This window comes from Halomonas cibimaris, from assembly GCF_055379665.1.
Window position 1 is genome coordinate 1,307,201 of sequence record NZ_AP043828.1, and the last position, 25,768, is coordinate 1,332,968.

A 25,768-nucleotide genomic window follows, 5' to 3' on the forward strand; every position below is an offset into this window, starting at 1 on the left:
ACTATGGACTATAAGCACACGCTGAACCTGCCTGAAACCGATTTTCCCATGCGCGGCATGCTGCCCAAGCGCGAGCCGGGGCGCGTGTCGCAGTGGCAGGACCTGGGCATCTACCAGCGTCTGCGCGATGCGCGCGCGGGCAAGCCGCTGTTTGTGCTCCACGACGGCCCTCCCTACGCCAACGGCAGCATCCATATCGGCCACGCCGTCAACAAGATTTTGAAAGACATTATCGTCAAGTCGAAAAACCTGGCCGGTTTTGATGCGCCCTACGTGCCGGGCTGGGACTGCCACGGCCTGCCCATCGAGCACAAGGTGGAAACCACCCACGGCAAGCAGCTCGCGCCTGCACACGCGCGTACGCTGTGCCGCGAGTATGCGGCCTCCCAGATTGAAACCCAGCGAGCGGAGTTTGTCCGCCTGGGCGTGGTCGGCGACTGGGACAACCCCTACCGCTCCATGGACTACGCCAACGAAGCCGGCGAGATCCGCGCGCTGGGCGCCATGGTCGAGGCCGGCTACGTGTTCAAGGGCTTAAAACCCGTCAACTGGTGCTTTGACTGCGGCTCGGCGCTGGCCGAGGCCGAGGTCGAATACGCTGACAAGAAATCCGACGCCATCGACGTGGCCTTCCCCGTTGAAGACGCCGCCAAGCTGGCGGCGGCGTTCGGCTTAAGCGAGCTTGCCAAGCCCGCCGCCGTGGCCATCTGGACCACCACGCCCTGGACCATTCCCGCCAACCAGGCGCTCAACGTGCATCCGGACTTCACCTATGCGCTGGTGGACGTGGGCGAGCGCCTTTTGATGGTCGCCGAGGAGCTGGTAGACAGCTGCCTGGAGCGCTTTGGCCTTGCGGGCAGCGTGGTCGCCACCGCCCAGGGCAAGGCGCTGGAGCTGATCCGCTTTCGTCATCCGCTCTACGCGCGCTCGTCGCCGGTGTATCTGGCCGACTACGTTGAGTGCGAAGTGGGCAGCACCGGCATCGTCCACTCGGCGCCGTCCTACGGGGTGGACGACTTCAACACCTGCCGCGACTACGGCATGAGCTTTGACGACATGCTCAACCCCGTGCAGGGCAACGGCGTGTACGCGGATGATCTGGGCTACTTCGGCGGCCAGATGATCTGGAAGGCCAATCCCCACATCGTGGAAAAGCTGCGCGACGAAGGCGCGCTGCTGGCCCACATCCCCATTACCCACAGCTACATGCACTGCTGGCGGCACAAGACGCCGGTGATCTACCGCGCCACCGCCCAGTGGTTTGTGGGCATGGATCTGGCCGGCAAGGACGGCAAGACCCTGCGCGAGCGGGCGCTGGAAGGCGTGGACGCCACGGCATTCACTCCGGGCTGGGGCCAGGCGCGGCTGCACGCCATGATCGCCAACCGCCCGGACTGGTGCATCTCCCGCCAGCGCAACTGGGGCGTGCCGCTGCCGCTGTTTTTGCACCGGCAGACCGGCGAGCTGCACCCGCGCACCGTAGGGCTGATCGAAGAAGCTGCCCGGCGGGTCGAGCAGGGCGGCATCGACGCCTGGTTCAACCTTGAGCCGGCGGAGCTTCTGGGCGCCGAAGCTGAGGATTACGAAAAGGTCACCGATACCCTGGACGTGTGGTTTGACTCCGGCACCACCCACCGCCACGTGCTGCGCGGCTCGCACCCCCACGGCCATGAGACCGGCCCCCGGGCGGATCTGTATCTGGAAGGCTCGGACCAGCACCGCGGCTGGTTCCATTCGTCGCTGCTCACCGGCTGCGCCATCGACGGCCGGCCGCCGTACCGCGAGCTTCTGACCCACGGCTTCACCGTGGATGCCAAGGGCCGCAAGATGTCCAAGTCCACGGGCAACGTGGTCGCCCCCCAGCAGGTGATGGACAAGCTGGGCGCGGATATTCTGCGCCTGTGGGTGGCGTCTACCGACTACTCCGGTGAAATGGCGGTCTCCGACGAGATCCTCAAGCGCACCGCCGACGTTTATCGCCGCATTCGCAACACCTCGCGCTTTCTGCTTGCCAACCTCACCGGCTTTGACCCGGCGAAGGACGCCGTGGCCTTTGACGACATGCTGGCGCTGGACCGCTGGGTGATCGACCGCGCCGCCCAGCTGCAGGCGCGTATCGAGACGGCCTATGACGAATATCGCTTTCTTGACGTCTACCAGCAGGTGCACAACTTCTGCGCCGGCGAGCTGGGCGGCTTTTACCTCGACGTGATCAAGGACCGCCAGTACACCACCCAGACCGACTCGCTCGCCCGGCGCAGCGCGCAAACCGCGCTGTACCACGTGGTCGAGGCGCTTGCGCGCTGGGTCGCGCCGATTCTGTCGTTCACCGCCGAGGAAATCTTTGAGCACATCCCCGGCAAGCGCGGCGACAGCGTGCTGCTGGAAGAGTATTACGCCGGCCTTTCCACGCTTGCTGAAGACGCCGAGATGGGCCGCGCGTTCTGGGCGCAGCTGCTTGAGGTCAAAAACGCGGTGAACAAGTGCCTGGAAGACGCGCGCAACGCCAAGGTGATCAAGGGCAGCCTCGCCGCCGAGGTGACGCTGTACGTAGACGACGCGCTCAAGGCCACGCTTGAGCGGCTGGGCAACGAGCTGCGCTTTGTGATGCTCACCAGCGAAGTGCATCTGGCTCCGCTGATTGATGCCGGCGACGCCGAAGCCACCGAGCTTGACGGGCTGAAAGTCGCGGTCAGCGCAAGCGAACACGCCAAGTGCGAGCGCTGCTGGCACCACCGCCCGGACGTGGGCCGGCACGCCGAACACGCCGACCTCTGCGGGCGCTGCATTGCCAACCTGCCCGAGGGCGAAGGCGAGACGCGCCGCTATGCCTGATCCGCAGACCACGCAGAGTCCGCGGGCCGGCCAGGCGCCCATTCAGCCGATGCAGCGCCCCCTGCGCTGGCTGTGGCTGGCGCTGGCCGTGGCGGGGCTGGATCTGGCGACCAAGTACGCCGCCAGCCATTTTCTGGGCTACGCTCAGCCGGTAGAGGTGACGGCGTTTTTCAACCTCACGCTTTTGCACAACACCGGCGCGGCGTTCAGCTTTTTAGCCGACCACCCGGGCTGGCAGCGCTGGCTGTTTGCCGGCATTGCGGTTGCGGCCTGCGCGGGGCTGGGCGTGTGGCTGACCCGCCTGAAGGCGGACGAAAAGCGCCTGGCCGCAGCGTTGGCGCTGATTATCGGCGGGGCGCTGGGCAACCTTTACGACCGCGTGGTGTACGGCTACGTGGTGGATTTTCTTTCGTTTCACGCCGCCGGCTGGTATTACCCGGCGTTCAACGTCGCCGACATCGGCATTACCCTTGGGGCCTTCGGCCTGATCTGGGAATCCATCGTCGGCGAGCGGCGGCGCGCCAAGCATGCGAGGCAGTCATGACCGATAGCACCCGCTCTGAAACCGCCAATCACGTGATTGGTGAAGGCATGGAAATTACCCTGCACTTCACCCTGAAGCTTGAGGACGGCACCGTGGTGGATTCCACCAAGGACAAAGCGCCGGCCACTTTCGAATTCGGCGATGGCAACCTGCCGCCGGGGTTTGAGCATCCGCTCAAGGGCCTTGCGCCCGGCGCCCACGAGCGCTTTAGCATTGCGCCAGAGCACGGCTTTGGCCAGCACAACGAGCACAATATCCAGTTTCTCAAGCGCGAAGACTTCGGCGAGGAGGTGCCTGAGCCCGGTATGGTCATGTCGTTTGCCGACAAGGCAGGCACCGAGCTGCCCGGCGTGGTCAAACAGATCGACGGCGAGCGCGTTGAGGTGGACTTCAACCACCCGCTGGCCGGGCATACCTTGACCTTCGAGGTGGAAGTCATCACGGTAACGCCCGCCGTCACCCATTAACGATGCACAGGCATCAAGGCGAGACCATGCAAACTGATTCCGTGCAGATTCATCCTGCCCAGACCGGCGCGGCAGAGGCGCAGCCGGTAGCCATCAAGCTGGCCAACCCGCGCGGCTTTTGCGCCGGCGTGGATCGTGCCATTGACATCGTCAACCGCGCGCTGGACGTGTTCGGCCCGCCCATCTACGTGCGTCACGAAGTCGTGCACAACCGCTTTGTGGTGGATACCCTGCGCGAGCGCGGCGCGGTGTTCGTCGAAGAGCTCGACGAGGTGCCTGACGATGTGATCGTGATTTTTTCCGCTCACGGGGTCTCCCGCGCGGTGCAGGAAGACGCCGAGCGCCGGGGGCTGAAAGTCTTCGACGCCACCTGCCCGCTGGTCACCAAGGTCCACATGGAAGTGCTGCGCTACGCCAAGCGCGGCCACGAGTGCATTTTGATCGGCCACCACGGCCACCCCGAAGTGGAAGGCACCATGGGCCGCTACGACACCAGCCACGGCGGGCGCATCTACCTGGTGGAAGACGAAGCCGACGTGGCAAATCTGGAGGTCAAAAATCCGCAAAAGCTGGCCTTTGTCACCCAGACCACGCTGTCCATGGACGATACCGCCCGGGTTATTGATGCGCTGCGCGAGCGCTTTCCCGACATTCAAGGGCCGCGCAAAAACGACATCTGCTACGCCACGCAAAACCGTCAGGATGCCGTGCGCGAGCTGGCCGATGAGAGTGACCTGGTGCTGGTGGTGGGCAGCCCCAACAGCTCCAACTCCAACCGCCTGCGCGAGCTTGCCGAGCGCATGGGGGCGCCGGCCTACCTGATTGATAACGCCGAACAGGTTGACGCCGGCTGGCTTGACGGCATCGGCAAGGTGGGCGTGACCGCCGGCGCCAGTGCCCCGGAAGTGCTGGTCCGCGGCGTCATCGAGCGGCTGCGCGCGCTGGGTGCAAGCCTGCCCGAAGAGCTGGCCGGACAACAAGAAGACATCACGTTTTCCATGCCGCGGGAGCTTCGCGAAGACGTGATTGCCAAGGGCTGATGGCCAAGGCTAAAGCAACGCGTAACGGTTTGTGACATACTCAAAACGTAGGAGCCGACCGCCGACCGCAAGGAGTTTTTGCCGTGCCTTACCCTTTCCTCTTGCTGCGTGCGGATCGCCCGTTCGGCCGCCAGCGCGGCTTCACCCTGATTGAGCTGCTGGTTGTCGTGGTTATCCTCGGCATACTGGCGGCCATCGCCTACCCCGCCTATACCCAATACGTCGAGCGTAGCCAGCGCGCCGATGCCCAGGCCGTTATGCTGGAGATCGCCGGAAAGCTTGAGCGCTGCTATACCAAAAACTACAGCTATAAAGACTGCGAAGCGGCCAAAGACAAGAGGGATGACGCCACAAGCGAGCTGTATACCGACGGGTTTAGGTTTCGCCTGGACCTTGGCAGCGGCGCCTACAAGATCGTGGCTGAAGGCGGCAAACGCGCCAAAGACGGCTGTGAAACACTTACCCTGAAAGACAGCGGCGCGCAACTCCCCGAAGGCTGCTGGTAAATGCGGAGGATGCGCGGCTTTACGCTGGTCGAACTATTGGTAACCCTGGCGATAGCGGCCATTCTGGCAGCGCTGGTGGCGCCGGCGTGGTCTACCTTGTTGGCGCGACAGCGGCTGAATGCCGACGCTAACGCCGCCGTTTCGGCGCTGGCGCTGGCGCGCAGCGATGCTATCCGGCTGCATCGCAACGTTGAGGTCGAGTTTATGCCGCCGGCGGTAAACCGGGCCGAACGCCGCCCGGAGGGCTGCCGCGATGGCGAAACGAGCCTCACGGATGTCACGAATGAAGAAAAAGAGCGCTACGGCTACGCCTCGTGGTGCTATCGGCTCGCTTGGCAGGGCAGTAATGAACTTATCCGTGCGGGCCAGCTGAAGTACCTGAGCAAGCCGAGCAAAAATTTTTCGCTGGTTTTTGAGCCGCTGGGCACTGCCAATATCGATGACTGCCCGACAATAACCCCGGACGGCTGCCGGCTGGTGTTCTCTCCGCCTGAAGATATCAGCGGCGTGAATGACGAGAAGCGCCTTGTTAACGTAACGGGCAGCGTTCGCAGGGAGGCGCGATGATTCGCCAACGTGGTTTTACCCTGATTGAGGCGCTGGTGGCGCTGGTTGTGCTCTCACTGGGGTTGATGGGCGCGGCCGCCATGCAGCTCAACGCCCTGCACAGCGCCACCCGCAGCTATCAGCACTCGCTCGCCACGCTGGCCGCCGTGGATGCTCAGGAACGGCTGTGGGAACAGCTTGAAAAGGGGGCGGGAAACTGCAAAGAGCTCCACAGCGAGATAGAGCCCGACTGGAAAAATGACTGGCAACGCGATAAGCCATCCAATCCTTTGCGTAGTGCCATAGCGATGGATATCAAGCCAGAAGGCTGCACCTATACGATTACAGTAACGCTGGATAACGCCGGAGACGACGACGGCTACGGCACCGTAACGTATACCGTGCGCCTGCCCGAGCAACCAGAGGAAGACTGATGATGCCCGCATCCCGCCAGGCCGGTTTTACCCTCGTTGAGCTGATGGTGGCGCTGCTCATCGGCAGCCTGGTGGTGCTGGGCGCCGGCTCGCTGTTTCTCACCACCCTGCAAACCTTCAACAAGGTGGACGAGCTGAGCCGTAAGCAGGAAGCGGTGATTTTTGCCGCCCACACCCTGAGCGAAAGCATCCGCAGCGGTGATGGCGAATACAAATTGAAGTGCCAGATAAATAAGGACAAGGACGACCAGTGTGAATGCACATTGAGTGATGACGCCAGACAAGGCCAGCCGCTGCTTACGTTTCAGCGTCCGCTGAAAAGCGCCGAACTATCGCCCGAGAGCTGCGCGCTGGAAAATCCTCCTGACTTTAGCCAGAACGTCGTCAGGATTTCCCTGCCGCTGGAAAAAGGCGGTAAGGCTATCAAATTCCGGGTAGCCAAACGCCAGCCGGTGCTGAATGCGTACCTTGACGACGATGGCGATGGCAAATCTCCTGATCCTGATAATGAGGGTTTCTATAAAGACGGCACAAGAATGTATAACGATAGGTGTTACAACGGTAGCGGAAAATTTAAACCCAATAGGGGAGGTTGTGACGCACCATGAGAAATAAACAACAAGGTGCTGCCCTCGTTATCGTACTGGCGTTTTTAACCGGCGCTATGATCGTCGGCGTTTCCGGAATGCAGAGCTCGCTAATCGACGAGCGCCTGGCCGGCAACTACCGCGCCTCCGCCCAGGCGCAGATGAATGCCGAGCAGGCGGCTTCTCTAGCTGTGAAGAAGGTTCGTGAATACAAGGAAAGCGCAGGAAAGAATAATCTAGATATTCTTGATCTGACTCAAGACAGCGCTGTCGAAGATGTAAAAATGCTGGACTACGCCGACGTTGATGCCGATGATAAAAGATTGCAAGGTAAAAAATACGGTGATTGTGCCAAAGAAGGCGAAGATAAAGATAGATGTTTTTATTTCCCTCTTGCTATAGCAAACAGTAACCACTGGGTAGCATTTGGTGCGGTTGTAGGCAATAGCGGAAAAAATGAAAAAGTAATTAGTCAAAGTGTCGCTTTGGTCTCTTTTACTTCTGCAACATCATCTGCCGATGAAATTGCCGACAAGTTCAACGACTATGGCATACTGTCGGATGAAGAGGCTGAAGTTGAAGCAGAGGAAAAAAATATACCGTTCTATGGCATAATTCGCAGCAACGACAATGATGAAGAGGACGAAGAAGAAGACGAAGAAGAAAGCGAAGAAGACGAAGAGGATGATTTTGATGTTGAGTTTAAAGATTCTGAAGAAGAGCGCGAAAATGAAGAAATAGAAGAGTCAGGGTTTTCGACCGAATATGTAAAAGTGCCTAAATTTAATTTTAAAAATTACTTTAATAGGTTAGAGAAAAGTAGATTTGGCGGTTACTCTGAAAAAAATTCCAATTGCAGTGTTCGCTATGCTATTGATGTTGAGCGGTTTTGTGAGAAAAATTTAGTAGTTGCTGAAGCATATATTTATCGTTCAGTTGTCTACTTTGATAAAGATGTAACTGTTGAATCTTCTTTGACGGTAATAGATTCGACGATATTTATTGACGGAGATTTGACGGTAAAAGGGGCGGCTCATCTTAGTGCCACTGGTGGGGTGTCAAATATCATTGTTACTGGTGATGTTGTGTTTGATGCTGAAGGAGGAGATGAAAAAGGCGAAGATGACGGCGAGAACAACAATCCTATTGGTCTTGATTTGAGCAACACCGTTATTGTTGCCGGTGGTAAGCTGGAGTTTGATGCCATGTCCAGTCAGGGACTTAGGAACGTGCTTATCATGTCCGATGACGAGATGGATATTTATTTTGACGATATTGATAAAATATATAAAGGTTGGTTTTATAGCGGTGATGAGCTGGATATGGAAATCGAAAACAGCCCCAATATGACCTTCTGTGGGTCGCTTATGGCACGAAAAAACGTTGGCTTGGAAACCGACCCTTACATTAAGCGCTTTGACAGCAGCGGTCGTAATGGCTGCCCAAAATTCAGTGGGTTCGATGGGCCGTTACACAACGGGAGCGACGGCGGCAAGCCGACAGTCGACGCCTGGCAGTAGCCGCCGGGCGGCTATAGCCATGCGCGTAACTGTGTGACAATAGCCGCCTGACCTTGCTGAAGAAGTGCGTAACCATGACCGAATCCCCCAAAACCCGCGTGCTGACCGGCATCACCACCACCGGCACGCCCCATCTTGGCAACTACGTCGGTGCGATCAAGCCGGCCATCGAAGCCAGCCAGTGCGCCGACGTGCAGTCGTTCTACTTTCTGGCCGACTACCACGCGCTGATCAAATGCCAGGACCCCAAGCGCGTGCAGCAGTCGCGGCTGGAAATCGCCGCCACCTGGCTGGCGCTGGGGCTGGATACCGACAACGCGATCTTTTATCGCCAGTCCGACATCCGCGAGATCCCTGAGCTGACCTGGATGCTTTCCTGCGTCTGCGCCAAGGGGCTGATGAACCGCGCCCACGCCTACAAGGCGGCGGTGGCCGAAAACGAAGAGGCCGGCAGCCAGGACGCCGACAAGGGCGTGACCATGGGGCTTTTCGGCTACCCGGTGCTGATGGCCGCGGACATTTTAATGTTCAACGCCAACCGCGTACCCGTGGGCCGCGACCAGATCCAGCACATCGAGATGGCTCGGGACATCGCCGGGCGCTTCAACCACCTCTACAAGGGCCAGCACTTCACGCTGCCCGAGGCGGTGGTGGATGAAAGCGTCGAGGTGCTGGGCGGGCTCGACGGGCGCAAGATGTCCAAGAGCTACAACAACACCGTTCCGCTGTTCGTCTCCGAGAAAAAGCTGCAAAAGCTGGTGCGCAAGATCAAGACCAACTCGCTGGAGCCGGGTGAGCCCAAGGATCCGGAAGGCTGCACGTTGTTTCAGATCTACTCGGCCTTTGCCTCGGCGGAAGAAACCCGCGCCATGCGCGAATGCTACGCCGAGGGCATTGGCTGGGGCGAGGCCAAAAACCAGGTGTTTGAACAGCTCAACGCGCACCTGAGCGCGCCCCGGGAGCGGTATAATGCGCTGATGGAAGACCCGGGCTATATTGAAGCCGTGCTGGAAAAAGGCGCCGAACGTGCCCGGGAAGAAGCGACGGTCACAATGGAAAACCTCCGCAAGGCCGTAGGGCTGGGGCGCTTCGTATAGGCTATATTCCATTGTGGAATTAAAAGTCTACGATAAAGCATTTTACGTTATCTTGACCTGGCGCTATTCTGACCGCCTATTCGCAAAAGCGCCTGCCCACCGGCAGGCGCTTTTTCAATCGAGGGTGATCACGATGGCTACCGCCTCTTCCACTGTTTCACTGACGCTGCCGCGCCACCGCGTGCCGATGCTGGCGGGGGCGCTTGTTGTGCTGGGCGCTTTGCTTATTGGCGTTGTGTTTACGGCCAATACCGGCCTTTTAATGATCGTGGGTGGCCTGTTGGGCATGGTGCTCTATCACGCCGCCTTCGGCTTTACCTCGGCCTGGCGGGCACTGATTATAAAGCGCCGCGGCCGCGGGCTGCGCGCGCAAATGCTGATGCTGGCCGTGGCCGTGGTGCTGTTCTTCCCCGCGCTTGGGGCGGGCCAGCTGAACGGCGTGGCGGTAGAGGGCTTTGTCGCCCCGCTGGGCATCTCAGTGCTGGTGGGCGCTTTTCTGTTCGGTCTGGGCATGCAGCTGGGCGGCGGCTGCGCCTCGGGCACGCTGTTTACCGCCGGCGGTGGCAATGCCCGGATGCTGATCACGCTTGTGTTTTTCATTGTGGGCTCGGTGATCGGCACGGCGCACTTCCGCTTTTGGACGGAGCTTCCGGCGCTGCCGCCGGTATCGCTGGTGGACGTCGGCGGCGCCTACGGCGGCATGGCCATAAGCCTTTTGCTGTTTGCCGTCATTGCCGCGGTGACCGTGGTGCTGGAAAAGCGCCGCCACGGCGAGCTGGAACACCCCCCTTTGGTGGCGCGCCGCGGCTTTGAGCGGCTGCTGGTCGGCCCTTGGCCGCTGCTGGCAGGCGCGGTGGCGCTGGCGCTTTTGAACTTTGCCACCCTCGCTTTGGCCGGGCGGCCCTGGGGCATTACCTCGGCGTTTGCGCTGTGGGGCGCCAAGGGCTTTTCGCTGCTGGGCGGCGACGTTACCCAGTGGGGCTACTGGCAGTCGCCGGGGAACGCCGCTGCGCTGGATGCCAGCGTCTGGGGCGACATTACTACGGTGATGAACGTGGGTATCATGCTCGGTGCGCTGGCGGCGGCGAGCCTTGCCGGGCGCTTTGCGCCGAACTTCCGTATTCCGCTGCGTTCAATAGCGGCGGCGGTGATCGGCGGGCTGCTGCTGGGCTACGGTGCACGGCTGGCCTTTGGCTGTAACATCGGGGCCTATTTCAGCGGCATTGCCTCGGGCAGCCTGCACGGCTGGCTGTGGGCGGTGGCGGCCTTTGCCGGCAATATGCTGGGGGTTAAACTGCGCCCGCTTTTTTTCACCGGCGAGGCAGCACAGCGGCCCGTAGCCAAGACGTCGTAGCGTTGCCAATACGCTATGCCAACTGCGGATGATGCCGTTTTTTTGTGCCGTCAGCGTGTTACATTGGCCGGGATTTTTTTCAAAAACGTTTTCCACAATCGGTTTTCACGGCCGCAACGAGTAGCCGATTCACCTGGTAGAGAGTAGCCATGACCACGAGCCAACGCCCCTTGTACATCCCCTACGCCGGTCCCGCCCTGCTGGAAACGCCTTTGTTGAACAAGGGCAGCGCTTTTACGCAGAAAGAACGGGTAGCGTTTAACCTCATCGGGCTGTTGCCGCAGGATCAAGAAACCATCGAGGACCAGCTGGAGCGCGCCTATCGCCAGTACCAGCAGTGCAACAGCGACCTTGAACGCCATATTCATCTGCGCGCTATTCAAGACGACAACGAAACCCTGTACTTCCGCCTGGTATCGGATCATCTGGAAGAAATGCTGCCGATTATCTATACCCCTACGGTCGGCAAGGCGTGCCAGGAATTTTCCAACATCTATCGTAACCATCGGGGATTGTTCATTAACTACCCGGATCGTGAGTACATGGACGATATCCTGCGCAGCGCAACCAAGGATAACGTCAAGGTGATTGTGGTCACCGACGGCGAGCGTATTCTGGGACTGGGCGACCAGGGAATCGGCGGTATGGGCATTCCCATCGGCAAACTGTCGCTTTATACCGCCTGCGGCGGCATCAGCCCGGCCTATACGCTGCCGATCACGCTGGATGTGGGCACCAACAATCAGGCGCTGCTCGACGACCCGATGTACATGGGCTGGCGCCACAAGCGCGTATCCCAAAAAGAGTACGATGCCTTCATGGCGGAGTTCATTGCCGCGGTCAAGCGCCGCTGGCCCAATGTGCTGCTGCAGTTTGAAGACTTTGCCCAGGCCAACGCCGTGCCGCTGCTGGAGCGCTACCGCGACGAGCTGTGCTGCTTTAACGACGACGTGCAGGGCACCGCCGCAGTGGTGGTCGGCACGCTGATGGCCGCCTGCCGGGCACGCAAGCAAACCCTTGCCGACCAGCGCGTGGTGTTTGTCGGCGGCGGCTCTGCCGGCTGCGGCATTGCTGAACAGACCGTGGTGGCGATGCAGGCCGAAGGGCTGAGCGAAGAGCAGGCCCGCGCCCGGGTGTTCATGGTGGATCGCGAGGGGCTGATGACCAACGATCAAACATGGCACCGGGATTTTCAGCGCCGCCTGGCCCACGACGCCTCGCTGGTGGCCGACTGGGACGGCCAAAAGCTGGATGAGACGATTGCCCGGGTCAAGCCGACGGTGCTGATTGGCGTGTGCGGGCAGAAGGGCATCTTTACCGAGCGCGTGGTGCGCACCATGCACGAAGGCTGCGATAACCCGGTGATTTTCCCGCTTTCCAACCCCACCTCCCAGGCCGAAGCGGTGCCCGAAGACGTCATCCGCTGGACCGACGGCGCTGCGCTGGTAGCGACCGGCAGCCCCTTTGCGCCGGTCGTTCACAACGGTCGCAGTATCCCCATTGCGCAGTGCAACAATGCTTACATCTTTCCCGGCATCGGCCTTGGCGTGGTAGCCGCAAAGGCCTCCCGGGTAACAGATAAAATGCTGATGAGCGCATCCCGGGCGCTGGCGCGGGAAGCGCCGCTGGTCAAGGAAGGCAAGGGCGCGCTGCTGCCGCCGCTGTCGCGTATCCGCGAGATCAGCATGGCGATCGCCTTTGAGGTCGCCGCCCAGGCGCAGGATGAAGGCGTGGCGCTGAAAACCGACGGTAACCGGCTGCGCGACGCCATTCGGTGCAACTGCTGGGAGCCTGAGTACCGTGAGTATCGCCGCCGTTCAATATAACGCTGCGCAGCGAAGATGATCAGGGTTTGAGCAAAAAGCCCCCGCAGGCATGGCCTGCGGGGGCTTTGTTCTGCAAGAACGGTTTTGCAACGAACGGTTTTGCAAGAACGGTTTGCGGTGAACGAACCTTTGCGGTTTACGCCGCGCCGATCATCTTGCGCAGCACGTAGTGCAAAATGCCGCCGTGACGGTAGTAGGCAAGCTCGTTGTCGGTATCGATGCGGCACTTGGCATCAAGCCGGTGCTCGTCGCCGTTGGGCGTTTTGATGACGACCTTGACGCTGCTGCCCGGGGTCAGGTCGGCCAGACCGCTGATCGAAATTTCCTCATCGCCGGTCAGGCCCAGCGATTTACGGTCCTTGCCCTCGGGGAACTGCAGCGGTACCACGCCCATACCGATGAGGTTGGAACGGTGGATGCGCTCGTAGGACTCGGCGAGCACGGCGCGCACGCCCAGCAGGCGCGTGCCCTTGGCGGCCCAGTCACGCGAAGAGCCGGTGCCGTATTCCTTGCCGGCAATCACTACCAGCGGCGTGCCTTCTTTTTGGTATTGCATCGCCGCGTCGTAGATCGCCATCTGCTCGCCTGAAGGCACATGGCGGGTTTCGCCGCCGACTACGCCGTCGAGCATTTCGTTTTGAATGCGCACGTTGGCGAAGGTGCCGCGCATCATCACTTCGTGGTTGCCGCGCCGCGAGCCGTAGGAGTTGAAATCCACCGGTTTGACGCCGTTTTCCTGCAGGTAGCGTCCGGCGGGGCTGTCGGGCTTGATCGCACCGGCCGGCGAGATGTGGTCGGTGGTGACCGAGTCGCCGAGCATGGCCAGCACCCGGGCGTTGGCCACGTCTTCGATGGCGTCCGGTTCGCGCTGCATGCCTTCAAAGAAGGGCGGATGCTGAATGTAGGTGGAATCCGGCCATTCGTAGACCTGGCTTTGGGGCACATCGATGGCTTTCCAGGTGTCATCGCCTTCAAACACGGCGGAATATTCCTTGTGGAACATTTCGGTGTTGACCTGCTCTACGGCCTTGGCAATGTCGGCCTGGCTTGGCCAGATATCCTTGAGATAGACCGGGTTGCCGTCGCCGTCCTTGCCCAGCGGCTCTGCGCTGAGGTCGGTCTGCACGTTGCCGGCCAGTGCGTAGGCCACCACCAGGGGCGGTGAAGCCAGCCAGTTGGTCTTGATTTGCGGATGAATGCGACCTTCAAAGTTGCGGTTGCCCGAAAGCACCGAGGCCACCGTCAGATCGCCGTCGTTGATGGCTTTGTCAATTTCGTCGGGAAGCGGGCCGGAGTTGCCGATACAGGTTGTGCAGCCGTAGCCCACCAGGTTGAAGCCCAGCGCGTCGAGATCGTCGTTAAGCCCGGCGGCGGCCAGGTAGTCGGTGACCACCTTGGAGCCCGGTGCCAGCGAGGTTTTGACCCAGGGCTGGGTGGTCAGGCCTTTTTCGCGGGCGTTGCGAGCGAGCAGGCCGGCGGCCATCATCACGCTGGGGTTGGAGGTGTTGGTGCACGAGGTAATCGCGGCGATGACCACGGCACCGGGGTTGAGCTTGAAGTCCTGGCCGCGGTAGCTGACGGACTGGCTGGTGGGGTGTTCGTAGCTGCGCTCCACGCCCACGGCCGTTTGGCCGCCTTCCGAGAACAGCCGGCCTTTTTCTTCGGCGGGCGTGCCGTTGCTGTCGTTTTCCATGATCTTGGCGAACGCGGCGGGCATGTCGCCCAGCGCCACCCGGTCCTGGGGCCGTTTGGGGCCGGCAAGGCTGGCCTCTACGTCGCCCATGTCCAGCGCCAGGGTGTCGCTGAAGATCGGCTCGGCGCCGGGTTCACGCCACAGGCCCTGGGCCTTGGCGTAGGCTTCGATCAGCTCGACCTGCTCTGCTTCGCGGCCGGTCAGGCGCATGTAGCGCAGGGTTTCCTCGTCCACCGGGAAAAAGCCGCAGGTGGCGCCAAACTCCGGCGACATGTTGGCAATGGTGGCGCGGTCGGCCAGGGGCAGATCTTTCAGGCCGTCGCCGTAGAACTCGACGAATTTGCCCACTACGCCCTTGGCGCGCAGCATTTCGGTGACCGTCAGCACCAGGTCGGTGGCGGTGATGCCTTCGCGCAGCTTGCCGGTGAGCTTGAAGCCGACGACTTCGGGAATCAGCATCGATACCGGCTGGCCGAGCATGGCGGCTTCGGCTTCGATACCGCCCACGCCCCAGCCGAGTACGCCCAGGCCGTTGATCATGGTGGTGTGGGAGTCGGTGCCCACCAGGGTATCCGGATAGGCCCAGGTCTTGCCGTCTTCTTCTTTGCTCCAGACGGTTTTGCCCAGGTATTCCAGGTTGACCTGGTGGCAGATGCCGGTGCCCGGCGGTACCACGCGGAAGTTGTCAAAGGCGTGCTGGCCCCAGCGCAGAAACTCGTAGCGTTCGCGGTTGCGCTCCATCTCGATTTCGACGTTATTGGCAAAGGCTTGCGGGTTGCCAAATTCGTCGACCATGACCGAGTGGTCGATGACCAGGTCTACCGGCGACAGCGGGTTGATGCGCGCGGGGTCGTCGCCGAGCGCTTGCACGGCGTTGCGCATGGAGGCCAGGTCGACCACGCCGGGCACGCCGGTGAAGTCCTGCATCAGCACCCGGGCAGGGCGATAGCCGATCTCGCGGCTGGACTTGCCTTGTTTTTGCCAGTCGACCAGCGCTTGAAGGTCGTCGGCTTCGACGCTTTCGTCGTCGGCGAAGCGCAGCTGGTTTTCCAGCAAAATCTTGAGCGTTTTGGGCAGGCGGTCAATGTTGCCCAGCGTTTCAGCCGCCTTGGGAAGGCTGTGGTAATGGTATGTCTGACCGCCGACATCCAGCGTCTGGCGCGTATCAGGTATCTGACTCATGCCGTTCTCCTCTGCTGACTAGACACGGATAGCTTGGTAGCAGGCGTTAACGAAGTGTGCCGCAGGCGGTGACGGATCAAGGGCTGGCACCGCCACGGCGGCCGTTGTTTTTTCGCAGCCGCTTTTTTTACTATGGCTTATCCTAGCCATAGTAGATGGGTGCTGACGAGGGGCGTTTCAAGCATCTTCGCCCAATGGCTAAGGCTTGGCCGGCGCTGAGCTTGCGTATCCGGCGTGCCGGGGGCACCCTGCACGGGCTCTGGTGCAGCGCCCCGGCTTATCAGGATGCTGTTTGACGTATTACGTGGGGTGCCCCGTTACCCCGTTGACGAAAAGGTGGTTTCATGGAAACGCGACACGAACGGTTGATCATTCTCGGCTCCGGCCCGGCCGGCTATACGGCGGCGGTGTATGCCGCGCGCGCCAATCTGCAGCCGCTATTGATTACCGGCATGCAGGCCGGCGGCCAGCTTACCACCACCACTGATGTGGATAACTGGCCGGGCGACGCTGAAGGCGTGCAGGGCCCGGCGCTGATGGAGCGCATGAAAACCCACGCCGAACGCTTTCATACCGAGGTGCTGTTTGATCACATCAACGACGTTCGCCTGGGCGAGCGGCCCTTTACCCTGACCGGCGACAACGGCGTTTACACCTGCGATGCGCTGATTATTGCCACCGGCGCCAGCGCCCGCTATCTGGGGCTGCCCTCCGAGCAGCAGTTCATGGGGCAGGGCGTGTCGGCCTGTGCTACCTGCGACGGCTTTTTCTACCGCAATCAGGAAGTCGTTGTGGTCGGCGGCGGCAATACCGCCGTGGAAGAAGCGCTGTACCTGGCCAATATCGCCTCGAAGGTCACTTTGGTGCACCGTCGCGACTCGCTGCGCGCCGAGAAAATTCTTCAGGACAAGCTGTTTGAGAAGGCCGCCGAAGGCAAGGTGGTACTGGAATGGAACCAGACGCTGGACGAGGTGCTGGGTGACAATACCGGCGTGACCGGGGTGCGGCTGACCTCCACGAAAGACGGCAGTACCCAAGAGCTTGCTGCACCGGGGGTGTTTATCGCCATCGGCCACAGCCCCAACACTGCCATGTTCGAAGGCCAGCTGAAGATGAACAACGGCTACATCGAGGTGGCGTCGGGCCTTTCGGGCAACGCCACCGCGACCAGCGTGCCCGGCGTGTTTGCCGCCGGCGACGTCATGGATCACGTCTACCGTCAGGCGATCACCTCCGCGGGCAGCGGCTGTATGGCAGCGCTCGACGCCGAGCGCTATCTGGACGGCCTGGCCTGAAAAAAGGCGGCCGGCGCCCGACTCAAACGCCGGCCGTGGCCGGGCTTGCAGCGCAGGTCATTTTTTCCATCCGAATGCGCCCCAGCTGGCTGAGCACCAGCCGGGTGCCGCTGTGCGCCCGGCGTCCGGCGCGGCAAACGATAAACTTGCCGTTGTAGCCGCTGCTGTGTCCCAGCCGGCTGAACTTTATGCGCCGCCAGCCGCGGCTGTAGGTCACGCCGGCGTCAGTGCCGGGCAGCACACGCAGAATGCGCTCGGCATCAATCGGCGCTGCGGTGCTTTGGGCGACGACCATCAGCGCGTTGTTCCAGTCCGTATCGCAGGCGTTTCGGTCATCCGCCCGGGGGGCACAGAAACACCGCTTCGCGACGCGTGATGGCCGTATGTCGCGCCAGCGCCAGCGCGCTTTGCAGCTGGCTTACCGCGGCCTGCTGGCTGCTGCGCGCGGCAAAACCGCGCATTTGCGGATAGCCCACGCCTGCCAGCGTGGCGATCAGGGCCATGATCACCAGTAGTTCGACGAGCGTGAACCCGCGCTGAGCGGCCGTTTCCATGGCGCTTCTCCCTTCCCTGTGCGCTGCGGTGCAGCGCCGTTTGTGCCAGAAAGGGTGCCGCTGCCGGCCGTGGCGGGGCACCCTGCCTGACTGTCAGGCTAGAAGCGCACGTTGGTGTGGGTATAAGACAAAGCGGACAGAAAGCGTAAGCCAACGCTGACGCCGGCGGGCCGGGCCGGCCGAAGGCTAGCGCGAAGCCTCATCCTGCTCGGCGAAAAAGCGGTCGCGGTGGGCCGAGCAGCAGAACCATTCGGCGCGTTCGCGCAGCGCCTCGCTTTCCGGGACGTGCACGTCGCACCAGCGGCAGCGCACCATTTGCCCGCCTTCGTGGCGGTGTTCGCGTTCCAGGCGGGCTTCGCGGTCAAGTTTCCATTCGCGGTAGATGCCGTAAAGCTTCAGGCCGGCGAAAAAAATGACGCCAAAAAGTATCAGCCGAATGATCAAGAGGTTCATCCTTAGTGTCTCCCGGGGTCATGCGCGTCTGGCCTTTGCCAGCCGGCAGTGCTTGCGGGACAATGCCACAAGACGCCGCGCAAAAATAGCGGTCAACGCTTGAGTCGGCGGTATATCCCGCGCTGCCGGTGCCGGCTTTGTCGACTTCCGATCTTCAAGAGTGCCCATTTCAAGATTGCCCGTTTCAAGAGTATCCATTTCAAGAGTACCAACGCCCATGCAAGAGTTAACCCTGGTGATGGCGCAGTTCGACCCCCTGGTGGGAGATATTCCGGGCAACGCCGCCCGGGCCGCTGAAGCCGTGCGCGAGGCGCGCATCGAACATGGTGCGGATATCGTGGTGTTTCCCGAGCTGTTTTTGTCCGGCTATCCGCCGGAAGACCTGCTGCTGCGCCCCGCGCTTGAGGCGCGCCTGCGCAAGGCTCGGGGCCTGTTGGCAGAAAAAGTGGCTCGGGACGTGCTGGTCATCATCGGCTATCCCGGCGTGCGCGAAGGCAAGCGCTATAACCTGGCCGGCGTGCTGTACAACGGCCGCTGGGAGGCCGAGTACGCCAAGCAGGTGCTGCCCAACCGCCTGGTGTTCGACGAGCAGCGCTATTTCGCCGCCGGCAGCGAGCCGCTGATCCATGAACACAAGGGGGTCCGGCTGGGCCTGCTGATCTGTGAAGACCTGTGGCATGAGGCGCCGACAAAAGCGCTCAGCGCCGCCGGTGCCGATGTCATCGTCAGCCTCAACGCCTCGCCGTACCATCAGGACAAGCCCGCTGAACGTCTGCGCCTGCTGGAAGATCGGGCGGCACAGGCGCAGCGTCCGGTTGTGTACGTTAACGCCATCGGCGGCCAGGACGAGCTGGTGTTCGACGGCGGCAGCTGCTGCGTGGACGCGAAAGGCGAGCTTGCCGTGCTGGCGCCGTACTGGCAGCCGGGGCTGATGCCGGTGTCGCTACGCCGGCAAAGCGCTACGGGCTGGACGGTCATGCCCGGCGAAGTCGAGCCCGACGTCGCGCCTGAAGAAAACCTGTACTGCGCGCTGGTGACAGGGCTTCGAGACTACGTCAATAAAAGCGGCTTTAACGGAGTGGTACTGGGGCTTTCCGGCGGCATCGACTCGGCGCTTTCGCTGGCCGTTGCCGTGGATGCGCTGGGGCCCCAGCGCGTTCAGGCGGTGATGATGCCGTATCACTACACCGCCGATATATCCCGGGAAGACGCCGCGCGCCAGGCCGACATGCTGGGCGTGCATTACGAGGTTTTGCCCATCGAACCCATGGTGGAATCCTTCATGACCTCGCTTGCCGGGGTGTTCGAGGGCACCGAGCGCGATACCACCGAGGAGAACCTGCAGGCCCGCTGCCGCGGGGTGCTGCTCATGGCGATATCCAATAAAAAGGGCCTGATGGTGCTGGCCAGCGGCAACAAAAGCGAAATGGCCGTGGGCTATACCACGCTGTACGGCGATATGGTCGGCGGCTATAACGCCATCAAGGATGTCTACAAGACCTGGGTGTATCGCCTGGCCCGCTGGCGCAATACGCAGTCGCCGGCTATCCCCGAGCGGGTGATTGAGCGGGCGCCTTCGGCGGAGTTGGCCCCGGACCAGCAGGACAGCGATTCGCTGCCCGACTATGACGTGCTGGACGCCGTTTTGCAGCGTTATATCGAAGGTGATATGAGCGCCGAGGCGATTATCGCTGCCGGCTTTGCCAGTGAAGATGTCTATCAGGTGATCAAGCTGGTGGATCGCTGCGAGTACAAGCGCCGCCAGGCGCCGGTGGGTGTGCGGGTAACCCCGCGCGGTTTTGGCCGCGATCGGCGCTACCCGCTGGTCAACGGCTGGCAGCCGGGAGAATAGCACGCTGTGCTTTATGCCCTGCCTTGCGGTTGCACGCATGGCAGGGCGCTGTAGGCCGGAGCGTTGAGGCAGGCGGCAGCGTTAAAAGCTTTCCCACTGGGATTCAGGCAGCGCGGACGGCGCTTGGTGCGTCGGTGCCGGCGCGCTGCTTTGCCCCGCTGCCGATATGCGGCTCGTGGCCGTATCGGGAAGCTTGAAGTTGGACATCGAATCAATCAGCTGATGCGCGTTTTGACGCAGGTTGTTGGCCGACTTGGCGCTTTCCTGCACCAGGCCCGCGTTTTGCTGGGTGACGTGATCCATTTCGGTGACGGCTTGCCCGACTTCCTGCACGCCGTCGCTTTGTTCGGCGCTGGCGTTGCTGATTTCCTGCATGATGTCGGTGACGCGGGCAATAGCTGCCACGATTTCCTTGGTGGATTCACCGGCTTCCTCAGCGCGCGCGTTGCCGTTGTTGACACGCTCAAGGTTGCTGGAGATCAGCTCGTTGATGTCCCGGGCGGCATCGGCGCTGCGCTGCGCAAGCTTGCGTACTTCAGAGGCGACAACGGCAAAGCCGCGGCCGTGTTCGCCGGCACGCGCCGCTTCTACCGAGGCGTTCAGAGCCAGAATGTTGGTTTGGAAGGCAATGGCGTCGATGGTGGAAATAATACCGGCGATTTCCTGGGAGCTTTGGTTGAGCTCATTCATGGTCGTGACGACCTGCTGAACGGCCTCGCCGCCCTGTGTTGCCGTGCTGGAGGCGCTGGCCGCTTCCTGGCTTGCCTGCGCTGAGTTGTCAGCGTTTTGCTTGACGGTGCTGCTGAGCTGCTCCATTGCGGATGCGGTTTGCGCCAGGGCGCTGGCCTGCTGTTCCGTCCGTGAAGAAAGGTCGTTGTTGCCTGCAGCGATCTGTTCGCTGTCATCGACTACGGCCTCAGCCGATGTGCGCACCTCGGCGACAATGCCCTGCAGCTGCTGAGCCATCGCTACCTGGGCGGCCATGATGCTGTGCTGGTCGCCCTGTTTCAAGTAGTTGGGCGCGGTGAGGTCGCCACGGCCGACGGCTTCGGCGAATTTTTTCACTTCATAGGGTTCAGCGCCCAGTTCACGCAGCAGCTGGCGCGACAGCAGCCAGGCAATGAAGATCCCGACGATGACGGAGAACAGGGTCAGCAGCACCATATCGAGCTGAAACCCTGACGCTGTTTCACGCGCTTTGGTGGTCGTGGCGTCGTTCAGCCGGCCTTGCAGGTCAATATAGTCGTTGATGCGAACAAGCCATTGCGCATACGCAGGCCCTGCCTGTTCAAGCAGCACGGCGCGGGCGCCTTCTCTGTTGCCGGCGTCGCGGGCGCTGAGCACTTTTTGCGTAAAGTTGCGTACGGTTTGCTGCTGGGCACTTATGCGCTCCAGCATTGTCTGCTCTTTCTGGCTGCCGGCATGTTCTGAAAGCACCTTTTGCATGCCTTCGGTTGCCTCGCTGTAATTGCTGCGCAGGCGCTGCATGTCGTTTTTGAGCGCGCGCACGTCGCTGCTGTCTTCGGTCAGTACGATATCGCGCAGGGCGATTGCGCGGTCGTGCACGCTGCCGCGCCAGTCGACGGCATAGGACTGCTTGAGATCGTTGACGTCGTTGATCGTTGTCAGGTTTCGATCAATCTGGTTGACCTTGAAAATGCCTTCCGTTGCGATAATGATCATCAGCACGATCAGTATCGCAAAGCCGACTGTCAGTCGGGTGCGAATCTTGGCGTTGGCGAAGCGGGCATACAGCGAGGACATAAGATTTCCTTATCTGCACAGTGGTTTAGCGCAATGGTGTAACACAACAGGGAGTCACGACGGCGAAGTCAGTCACAGTGATTAAGCCAGTCACGACAGCCGCTGGGCCCAGCGATGTAAGTGCTTATTCAAAATTAATCGCGTATTCAGTGCCATAACCACCAAGTAGGCGGTGTACCTCATCACAGAGGCGATCAAAAGAGAGATAGGCTCCCAGCGGCAACCATGCATACTTCATTTGCCGCCACAGTATCTCAATCAAGTTCAGCTCTGGTGAGTAAGCCGATAGGTAAACCAGGTGCACGCGATGCGACATCCACTCAAGTATCTTCCGCCTGAAGGCCTTGGAGCGATGCATGCTGGCGTTATCAAGCACCACGACAGCAAAGGTATCGGGATCTTTCTGCGCCACAAACTGATCGAACGCCTCGATAACAATTTGCGTGGTGACCGACTCAGTCGTCGTGTGATAAACCAATTTCCCCGCTCGGCTGAGGAATCCCAGCACGTTCAGCCTTCGGCTATGTGAGTAGGCCGTTATCTCACATGGTTCGCCGACAGGGCTCCAGGCGTAAGGGACTGACGACGACTGTGAAAAGCCTGATTCATCAAAATAGTAGAGCTCATGGTCACCGAGATCTTCCCATTGCTGAAGTACCTTGATGAGGCCTTGGGTGTTGCGGAAATCCGTTTCGTTGCGCCGTTCCTTCAGCGAATGCCGGATCCGTTTGAAGCTGAAACCGTTTTTTTTAGCGCTCTACGAAGCGTGATCAGGCTAACAATTTTCCCCGTTTCTTCCTGAAAGCGGGCATGCAAGGAGCGAAGCTGATGGGGTTGCTCAGCGACCAGCTCCTGTAGCCGCTGATGGTCCGCATCATCTAGGGCCGGTGTGCGTCCACTCCGTGGCTTGTCGATCAACCCGTCGAGGCCCGACACTTCCCACTTCTTGAGCCATATGGATACGGCATCACGGCGAACCTGCAGTATCTCACTGATTTGGTTGATTGTATGACCCTGATCACTCAGCAAAATAGCATGGGCACGACGGCGCAGAGCGCACTTCTCACCATGGTGATAAGCAGAAAGCAGCGTGTGCAGTTCAGATTCAGATAGTGATTCGACGAAGCGCCTTGCCATTATTCTGTCCGCTTTTTGTCAGAAATTTGGGCACCCATTATGCACGAATATTTTGGATCAGGCACTTAGCACAGTGGCGTATACAGAACACGGTTTGTACAGAACGCGGCTTACACAGAACGCTTTGCACAAGACACTACCTTTTCGGCCTATTTTTGTAAAACTATTGTATCGATAAGCCCTGTTGCGTCCACAAAGCCAGACACCGCAGCGCAACGGCGCGGCGTCGGCAACGATCAAACAAAAGCGCGGCTATAGATGACGAGGCTGAAAGGTGTCGTTTTTCAGCTGGTCGTGGTTCGGGGCGTTGTCTTTGAGCACCTTGAGCACCTCGCGGGCGCGGTCGTCCATGCCCAGCCCCTGATAGCCTTCGATCATGGTGGCCAGAGCGTCGGCGTTGGCGCTGGATTCAGGATAGTGATCCAGCACCCAGCGGCCGCGCTTCACCGCCGCCACATAGGCGCCGCGGCGCAGATAGTAGTCGGCCACGTGCAGTTCGTGGCGAGCCAGCAGATCGCGCAGGTAAACCACGCGCTGGCGGGCGTCCGGGGCGTAGTCGCTTTGCGGGTAGCGGGTCAGCAGATCGCGAAAGTCGTTGTACGCATCGCGCGTGGCCCCCAGATCGCGCTTGGATATATCGATTACGCGCAGCCGCTCCAGGCTGAAGCGCCCGGCCTGCCAGGCGGCCAGCCCGCGCAGATAGTAGGCGTAGTCGGCCTGGGGGTGGTCCGGGTGCAGGCGCACGAAGCGGCTGGCCGCGGCGCGCGCTTCTTCCCACTTGCTGTTTTCGTAGTAGGCGTAAATCAGCTCCAGCTGGGCCTGTTCGGCGTGTTTGCCGAACGGGTAGCGGCTGTCCAGCGCTTCCAGGCGCTCTATGGCGGTCATGTAGAGGTTGCGGTCGAGCGCGTCGCGGGCGAGCTCGTAGAGGTCGCGTTCGCTGGTATTGGCGTACTTGCCTTCGCCGTCGGCTGGCACGGTGTCGTTGCTGGCGCAGCCGGCGAGTAGCGTAAGGCTGAGCGCGACGGCGCCAAGGCGGGTCGCTGCGGAAAAAGCGCGCATGAAGTTCCTCGTGACAATCAAGCCTGGATCACCGAAATGCGGCGATGGCCGTGGTAGAATGGACGCAGTTGACACACTATAAAACACCTCGCGGCAAAACGCAGGCATCGTCGGCGCTGCCCGAGGCTCAAGGAAATGCTATGACCCGCACCGTTGACGCCACCGCGCGCGTGCCGGCCTGCCTTGCCGGTGCGCGGCTGGATCAGGCCGCCGCTGAGCTGTTCGGCGAGTACTCGCGCCAGCGGTTGAAAACCTGGATCAACCGCGGCGAGCTGACCGTGGACGGCGCCCGCGCCAAGCCCAAGGCCCGGCTTCACGGCGAGGAAACCCTGGCGCTTCACGCCACGCTGGAAGACGAGCAGCGTTTCGTGGCCCAAAACATCCCCCTCGACGTGGTGTTTGAAGACGACCACCTGCTGATCGTCAACAAGCCCGCCGGCATGGTGGTGCACCCCGCCGCCGGCAACCCTGACGGCACGCTGCTCAACGCGCTTTTGCACCATCATCCGGCGCTTGCCGAAATCCCCCGGGCGGGGATTGTCCACCGGCTGGACAAGGACACTACCGGGCTTTTGATGATTGCCAAAACGCTGCCCGCCCAGGCCGCGCTGGTCGAGCAGCTGCAGGCGCGTACGGTCTCGCGCCAGTACGACGCCGTGGCGATCGGCACGCCGGTGGCCGGGGCCACGGTGGATGCGCCTATCGGCCGCCATCCCAAGGATCGCAAGCGTCAGGCGGTCAACGCCTCGGGCAAACCGGCGGTTACGCACTTTCGCGTGGTGGAGCGCTTTCGCACCCATACCCACGTGCGCTGCCGGCTGGAAACCGGGCGCACCCATCAGATACGGGTACACATGGCCCACGCCTGCTATCCGCTGATTGGCGATGCGCTGTACGGCGGCCGGCCGAAACTGCCCCCCGGGGCGGCGGAGCCGCTCAAGGAGATTTTGCGCGAGTTTCCCCGCCAGGCGCTTCACGCCCGTCGGCTGGCGTTCCAGCACCCGCATACCGGTCAGGAGATGACCTTTCGCGCACCGCTGCCGGATGACCTGCTGATGCTGCTGGACTATCTGCGCGAAGACCACCAGACCATGCGATAAGCGGGGGAGGACGAAATGAGCGATGCGCCGGATCTGCGCCCGACGTTGATCACCCCGGACTGGCCGGCGCCGGCCAACGTGCGGGCGTTCGTCACCACCCGGGAAACCGGCCCCAGCCAGGGCGCGTTTGCCGCTTTCAACGTGGCCACGCACGTAGGCGACAACGCCGAGCATGTGGCTCTTTGCCGGCGCCTGCTGGGCAAGGAAGTCGGCGACGCGCGGCCGTTTCTGTGGCTTAGCCAGACCCACGGCGCCCGGGTGCAGCAGCACTATCCCCGGCGCACCGCGCTGCAAAGCGAGATTCCCGAGGCCGACGCCGCCGTCGCCGACAGCGCCGACTACGCCTGCGTAGTGCTCACCGCCGACTGCCTGCCGGTCCTTTTCTGCAACCGCGCCGGCACGCGAGTGGCCGTGGCCCATGCCGGCTGGCGGGGCTTGGCCGGCGGCGTGCTGGAAGCCACGGTGGCCGCACTCAACACCCCGGCGGAGGACGTCATGGCCTGGCTGGGGCCGGCTATTTCCAATGCCCAGTTCGAGGTTGGCCCTGAGGTGTTTGATGCCTTCGTTGCCGTGCATCCCCAGGCCGAAGGCGCCTTTGATCCGAGCCCGTACCGTCTGGGCCACTACATGGCCGATCTCTATCATCTGGCGCGGCTGCGCTTGTCGCTGCTGGGCATCGACGAGGTGAGCGGCGGCCATTTCTGCACCGCAAGCGAGCCGCGCTTTTATTCCTACCGCCGCGACAACGGCCAGACCGGACGGATGGCCAGCGCTATCTGGCTGGACAGCCCCTGATCTCTTGAAACGCCTCTGTGCTGCCGCCATCTAGAGAAGCAAACCGATACCGCCGGACGGCATTTCGCCCGGCGGCCTGTTGATCGAAAAGGAAGGCCGGCGCGGTGCGGGCGAGCGATCCCAGCGCT

The 25,768-nt window shown here is 61.4% G+C and carries 23 protein-coding genes; 16 read left to right on the plus strand and 7 right to left on the minus strand.

The window, feature by feature from the left end; translation table 11 throughout:
- Positions 1 to 3 precede the first annotated feature (3 nt).
- The 12 genes from ileS (at position 4) to ACZ415_RS06145 (ending at position 12,756) form a co-directional block, all read left to right on the plus strand.
- Positions 4 to 2,835 (plus strand): isoleucine--tRNA ligase, encoded by a 2,832-nt coding sequence (gene ileS, locus ACZ415_RS06090; RefSeq protein ID WP_344704046.1) that lies wholly within the window; start codon positions 4 to 6, stop codon positions 2,833 to 2,835.
- Positions 2,828 to 3,379, plus strand: coding sequence for a signal peptidase II (gene lspA, locus ACZ415_RS06095; protein ID WP_344704048.1), 552 nt, complete (start codon positions 2,828 to 2,830; stop codon positions 3,377 to 3,379). The genes ileS and lspA overlap by 8 nt, the downstream gene beginning before the upstream one ends.
- Positions 3,376 to 3,846 carry an FKBP-type peptidyl-prolyl cis-trans isomerase gene (fkpB, locus tag ACZ415_RS06100; RefSeq protein WP_344704050.1) on the plus strand — a complete coding sequence of 157 codons (471 nt, stop codon included), beginning with the start codon at positions 3,376 to 3,378 and terminating at the stop codon, positions 3,844 to 3,846. Before lspA ends, fkpB begins: the two co-directional genes overlap by 4 nt.
- Before the next feature lie 26 nt (positions 3,847 to 3,872).
- Entirely contained in the window at positions 3,873 to 4,886 is a 1,014-nt protein-coding gene (gene ispH / locus ACZ415_RS06105) for a 4-hydroxy-3-methylbut-2-enyl diphosphate reductase (RefSeq protein ID WP_344704052.1), read from the plus strand.
- 83 nt (positions 4,887 to 4,969) lie between these two features.
- The gene (locus ACZ415_RS06110; RefSeq protein ID WP_344704054.1) at positions 4,970 to 5,392 is read left to right on the plus strand and encodes a type IV pilin protein; all 423 of its coding nucleotides are present in this window, start codon (positions 4,970 to 4,972) and stop codon (positions 5,390 to 5,392) included.
- Positions 5,393 to 5,959, plus strand: coding sequence for a pilus assembly FimT family protein (locus ACZ415_RS06115; RefSeq protein ID WP_344704056.1), 567 nt, complete (start codon positions 5,393 to 5,395; stop codon positions 5,957 to 5,959). It abuts the gene before it with no gap.
- A complete protein-coding gene (locus ACZ415_RS06120) occupies positions 5,956 to 6,372 on the plus strand; it encodes a prepilin-type N-terminal cleavage/methylation domain-containing protein (RefSeq protein WP_344704058.1) in 417 nt (138 codons plus the stop codon). The genes ACZ415_RS06115 and ACZ415_RS06120 overlap by 4 nt, the downstream gene beginning before the upstream one ends.
- The gene (locus tag ACZ415_RS06125; protein ID WP_344704060.1) at positions 6,372 to 6,980 is read left to right on the plus strand and encodes a PilW family protein; all 609 of its coding nucleotides are present in this window, start codon (positions 6,372 to 6,374) and stop codon (positions 6,978 to 6,980) included. The genes ACZ415_RS06120 and ACZ415_RS06125 overlap by 1 nt, the downstream gene beginning before the upstream one ends.
- Positions 6,977 to 8,479: a pilus assembly PilX family protein gene (locus tag ACZ415_RS06130; protein WP_344704062.1), complete on the plus strand. Its 1,503-nt coding sequence runs from the start codon at positions 6,977 to 6,979 to the stop codon at positions 8,477 to 8,479. The genes ACZ415_RS06125 and ACZ415_RS06130 overlap by 4 nt, the downstream gene beginning before the upstream one ends.
- 74 nt (positions 8,480 to 8,553) lie before the next feature.
- Positions 8,554 to 9,576 (plus strand): tryptophan--tRNA ligase, encoded by a 1,023-nt coding sequence (locus ACZ415_RS06135; RefSeq protein WP_344704064.1) that lies wholly within the window; start codon positions 8,554 to 8,556, stop codon positions 9,574 to 9,576.
- A 133-nt stretch (positions 9,577 to 9,709) separates the two neighbouring features.
- Positions 9,710 to 10,930: a YeeE/YedE family protein gene (locus tag ACZ415_RS06140; RefSeq protein WP_344704066.1), complete on the plus strand. Its 1,221-nt coding sequence runs from the start codon at positions 9,710 to 9,712 to the stop codon at positions 10,928 to 10,930.
- 149 nt (positions 10,931 to 11,079) lie between these two features.
- On the plus strand, positions 11,080 to 12,756 hold the full coding sequence (locus ACZ415_RS06145) for an NAD-dependent malic enzyme (protein WP_344704068.1): 1,677 nt from the start codon (positions 11,080 to 11,082) through the stop codon (positions 12,754 to 12,756).
- Positions 12,757 to 12,892: 136 nt separating this feature from the next.
- Here ACZ415_RS06145 and acnA read toward each other — a convergent pair whose 3' ends face one another.
- Entirely contained in the window at positions 12,893 to 15,631 is a 2,739-nt protein-coding gene (acnA, locus tag ACZ415_RS06150) for an aconitate hydratase AcnA (RefSeq protein ID WP_344704070.1), read from the minus strand.
- 344 nt (positions 15,632 to 15,975) lie between these two features.
- Here acnA and trxB point away from each other — a divergent pair, with 344 nt between their 5' ends.
- Entirely contained in the window at positions 15,976 to 16,926 is a 951-nt protein-coding gene (gene trxB / locus ACZ415_RS06155) for a thioredoxin-disulfide reductase (protein WP_344704072.1), read from the plus strand.
- A gap of 22 nt (positions 16,927 to 16,948) precedes the next feature.
- Here the strand turns inward: trxB and ACZ415_RS06160 are convergent, their stop codons facing one another.
- The 3 genes from ACZ415_RS06160 to ACZ415_RS06170 form a co-directional block, all read right to left on the minus strand.
- Positions 16,949 to 17,221 carry a hypothetical protein gene (locus ACZ415_RS06160; RefSeq protein WP_344704074.1) on the minus strand — a complete coding sequence of 91 codons (273 nt, stop codon included), beginning with the start codon at positions 17,219 to 17,221 and terminating at the stop codon, positions 16,949 to 16,951.
- 37 nt (positions 17,222 to 17,258) lie between these two features.
- Positions 17,259 to 17,480, minus strand: coding sequence for a pilus assembly FimT family protein (locus tag ACZ415_RS06165; protein WP_344704076.1), 222 nt, complete (start codon positions 17,478 to 17,480; stop codon positions 17,259 to 17,261).
- A 186-nt stretch (positions 17,481 to 17,666) separates the two neighbouring features.
- Positions 17,667 to 17,933: a PP0621 family protein gene (locus ACZ415_RS06170; protein WP_344704078.1), complete on the minus strand. Its 267-nt coding sequence runs from the start codon at positions 17,931 to 17,933 to the stop codon at positions 17,667 to 17,669.
- A 217-nt stretch (positions 17,934 to 18,150) separates the two neighbouring features.
- On the opposite strand from ACZ415_RS06170, the gene ACZ415_RS06175 reads away from it, so the two are divergent.
- Complete coding sequence (locus ACZ415_RS06175; protein ID WP_344704080.1) at positions 18,151 to 19,785, plus strand: NAD+ synthase; 1,635 nt, start codon at positions 18,151 to 18,153, stop codon at positions 19,783 to 19,785.
- Positions 19,786 to 19,866: 81 nt separating this feature from the next.
- Here ACZ415_RS06175 and ACZ415_RS06180 read toward each other — a convergent pair whose 3' ends face one another.
- The 3 genes from ACZ415_RS06180 to ACZ415_RS06190 form a co-directional block, all read right to left on the minus strand.
- Complete coding sequence (locus ACZ415_RS06180; RefSeq protein WP_344704082.1) at positions 19,867 to 21,549, minus strand: methyl-accepting chemotaxis protein; 1,683 nt, start codon at positions 21,547 to 21,549, stop codon at positions 19,867 to 19,869.
- A gap of 124 nt (positions 21,550 to 21,673) precedes the next feature.
- Positions 21,674 to 22,686 (minus strand): IS630 family transposase gene (locus ACZ415_RS06185; RefSeq protein ID WP_464387722.1). Its coding sequence is split into 2 segments (ribosomal slippage): positions 21,674 to 22,302 and positions 22,302 to 22,686, totalling 1,014 coding nucleotides; the frame shifts between segments, so codons are not numbered across the junction.
- Positions 22,687 to 22,938: 252 nt separating this feature from the next.
- Positions 22,939 to 23,745 (minus strand): outer membrane protein assembly factor BamD, encoded by an 807-nt coding sequence (locus ACZ415_RS06190; RefSeq protein WP_344701217.1) that lies wholly within the window; start codon positions 23,743 to 23,745, stop codon positions 22,939 to 22,941.
- 140 nt (positions 23,746 to 23,885) lie between these two features.
- On the opposite strand from ACZ415_RS06190, the gene rluD reads away from it, so the two are divergent.
- Both rluD and pgeF read left to right on the plus strand, forming a co-directional pair.
- The gene (gene rluD / locus ACZ415_RS06195) at positions 23,886 to 24,845 is read left to right on the plus strand and encodes a 23S rRNA pseudouridine(1911/1915/1917) synthase RluD (protein WP_344701215.1); all 960 of its coding nucleotides are present in this window, start codon (positions 23,886 to 23,888) and stop codon (positions 24,843 to 24,845) included.
- A 15-nt stretch (positions 24,846 to 24,860) separates the two neighbouring features.
- Positions 24,861 to 25,640, plus strand: a complete 780-nt coding sequence (gene pgeF, locus ACZ415_RS06200) for a peptidoglycan editing factor PgeF (RefSeq protein ID WP_344701213.1) — start codon at positions 24,861 to 24,863, stop codon at positions 25,638 to 25,640.
- Positions 25,641 to 25,768: the final 128 nt, after the last annotated feature.

Excerpts from the sequence above, each read along its gene's own strand:
- pgeF (WP_344701213.1), top strand. The coding sequence starts at position 24,861 with ATGAGCGATGCGCCGGATCTGCGCCCGACGTTGATCACCCCGGACTGG.
- ACZ415_RS06125 (WP_344704060.1), top strand. The coding sequence starts at position 6,372 with ATGATGCCCGCATCCCGCCAGGCCGGTTTTACCCTCGTTGAGCTGATG.
- ACZ415_RS06160 (WP_344704074.1), bottom strand. The coding sequence starts at position 17,221 with ATGGTCGTCGCCCAAAGCACCGCAGCGCCGATTGATGCCGAGCGCATT.
- ACZ415_RS06145 (WP_344704068.1), top strand. The coding sequence starts at position 11,080 with ATGACCACGAGCCAACGCCCCTTGTACATCCCCTACGCCGGTCCCGCC.
- ACZ415_RS06120 (WP_344704058.1), top strand. The coding sequence starts at position 5,956 with ATGATTCGCCAACGTGGTTTTACCCTGATTGAGGCGCTGGTGGCGCTG.
- ileS (WP_344704046.1), top strand. The coding sequence starts at position 4 with ATGGACTATAAGCACACGCTGAACCTGCCTGAAACCGATTTTCCCATG.
- ACZ415_RS06170 (WP_344704078.1), bottom strand. The coding sequence starts at position 17,933 with ATGAACCTCTTGATCATTCGGCTGATACTTTTTGGCGTCATTTTTTTC.
- ACZ415_RS06175 (WP_344704080.1), top strand. The coding sequence starts at position 18,151 with ATGCAAGAGTTAACCCTGGTGATGGCGCAGTTCGACCCCCTGGTGGGA.
- ACZ415_RS06115 (WP_344704056.1), top strand. The coding sequence starts at position 5,393 with ATGCGGAGGATGCGCGGCTTTACGCTGGTCGAACTATTGGTAACCCTG.
- ACZ415_RS06130 (WP_344704062.1), top strand. The coding sequence starts at position 6,977 with ATGAGAAATAAACAACAAGGTGCTGCCCTCGTTATCGTACTGGCGTTT.
- fkpB (WP_344704050.1), top strand. The coding sequence starts at position 3,376 with ATGACCGATAGCACCCGCTCTGAAACCGCCAATCACGTGATTGGTGAA.
- ACZ415_RS06140 (WP_344704066.1), top strand. The coding sequence starts at position 9,710 with ATGGCTACCGCCTCTTCCACTGTTTCACTGACGCTGCCGCGCCACCGC.
- ACZ415_RS06135 (WP_344704064.1), top strand. The coding sequence starts at position 8,554 with ATGACCGAATCCCCCAAAACCCGCGTGCTGACCGGCATCACCACCACC.
- rluD (WP_344701215.1), top strand. The coding sequence starts at position 23,886 with ATGACCCGCACCGTTGACGCCACCGCGCGCGTGCCGGCCTGCCTTGCC.
- ispH (WP_344704052.1), top strand. The coding sequence starts at position 3,873 with ATGCAAACTGATTCCGTGCAGATTCATCCTGCCCAGACCGGCGCGGCA.
- trxB (WP_344704072.1), top strand. The coding sequence starts at position 15,976 with ATGGAAACGCGACACGAACGGTTGATCATTCTCGGCTCCGGCCCGGCC.
- ACZ415_RS06190 (WP_344701217.1), bottom strand. The coding sequence starts at position 23,745 with ATGCGCGCTTTTTCCGCAGCGACCCGCCTTGGCGCCGTCGCGCTCAGC.
- ACZ415_RS06165 (WP_344704076.1), bottom strand. The coding sequence starts at position 17,480 with ATGGAAACGGCCGCTCAGCGCGGGTTCACGCTCGTCGAACTACTGGTG.
- lspA (WP_344704048.1), top strand. The coding sequence starts at position 2,828 with ATGCCTGATCCGCAGACCACGCAGAGTCCGCGGGCCGGCCAGGCGCCC.
- acnA (WP_344704070.1), bottom strand. The coding sequence starts at position 15,631 with ATGAGTCAGATACCTGATACGCGCCAGACGCTGGATGTCGGCGGTCAG.
- ACZ415_RS06180 (WP_344704082.1), bottom strand. The coding sequence starts at position 21,549 with ATGTCCTCGCTGTATGCCCGCTTCGCCAACGCCAAGATTCGCACCCGA.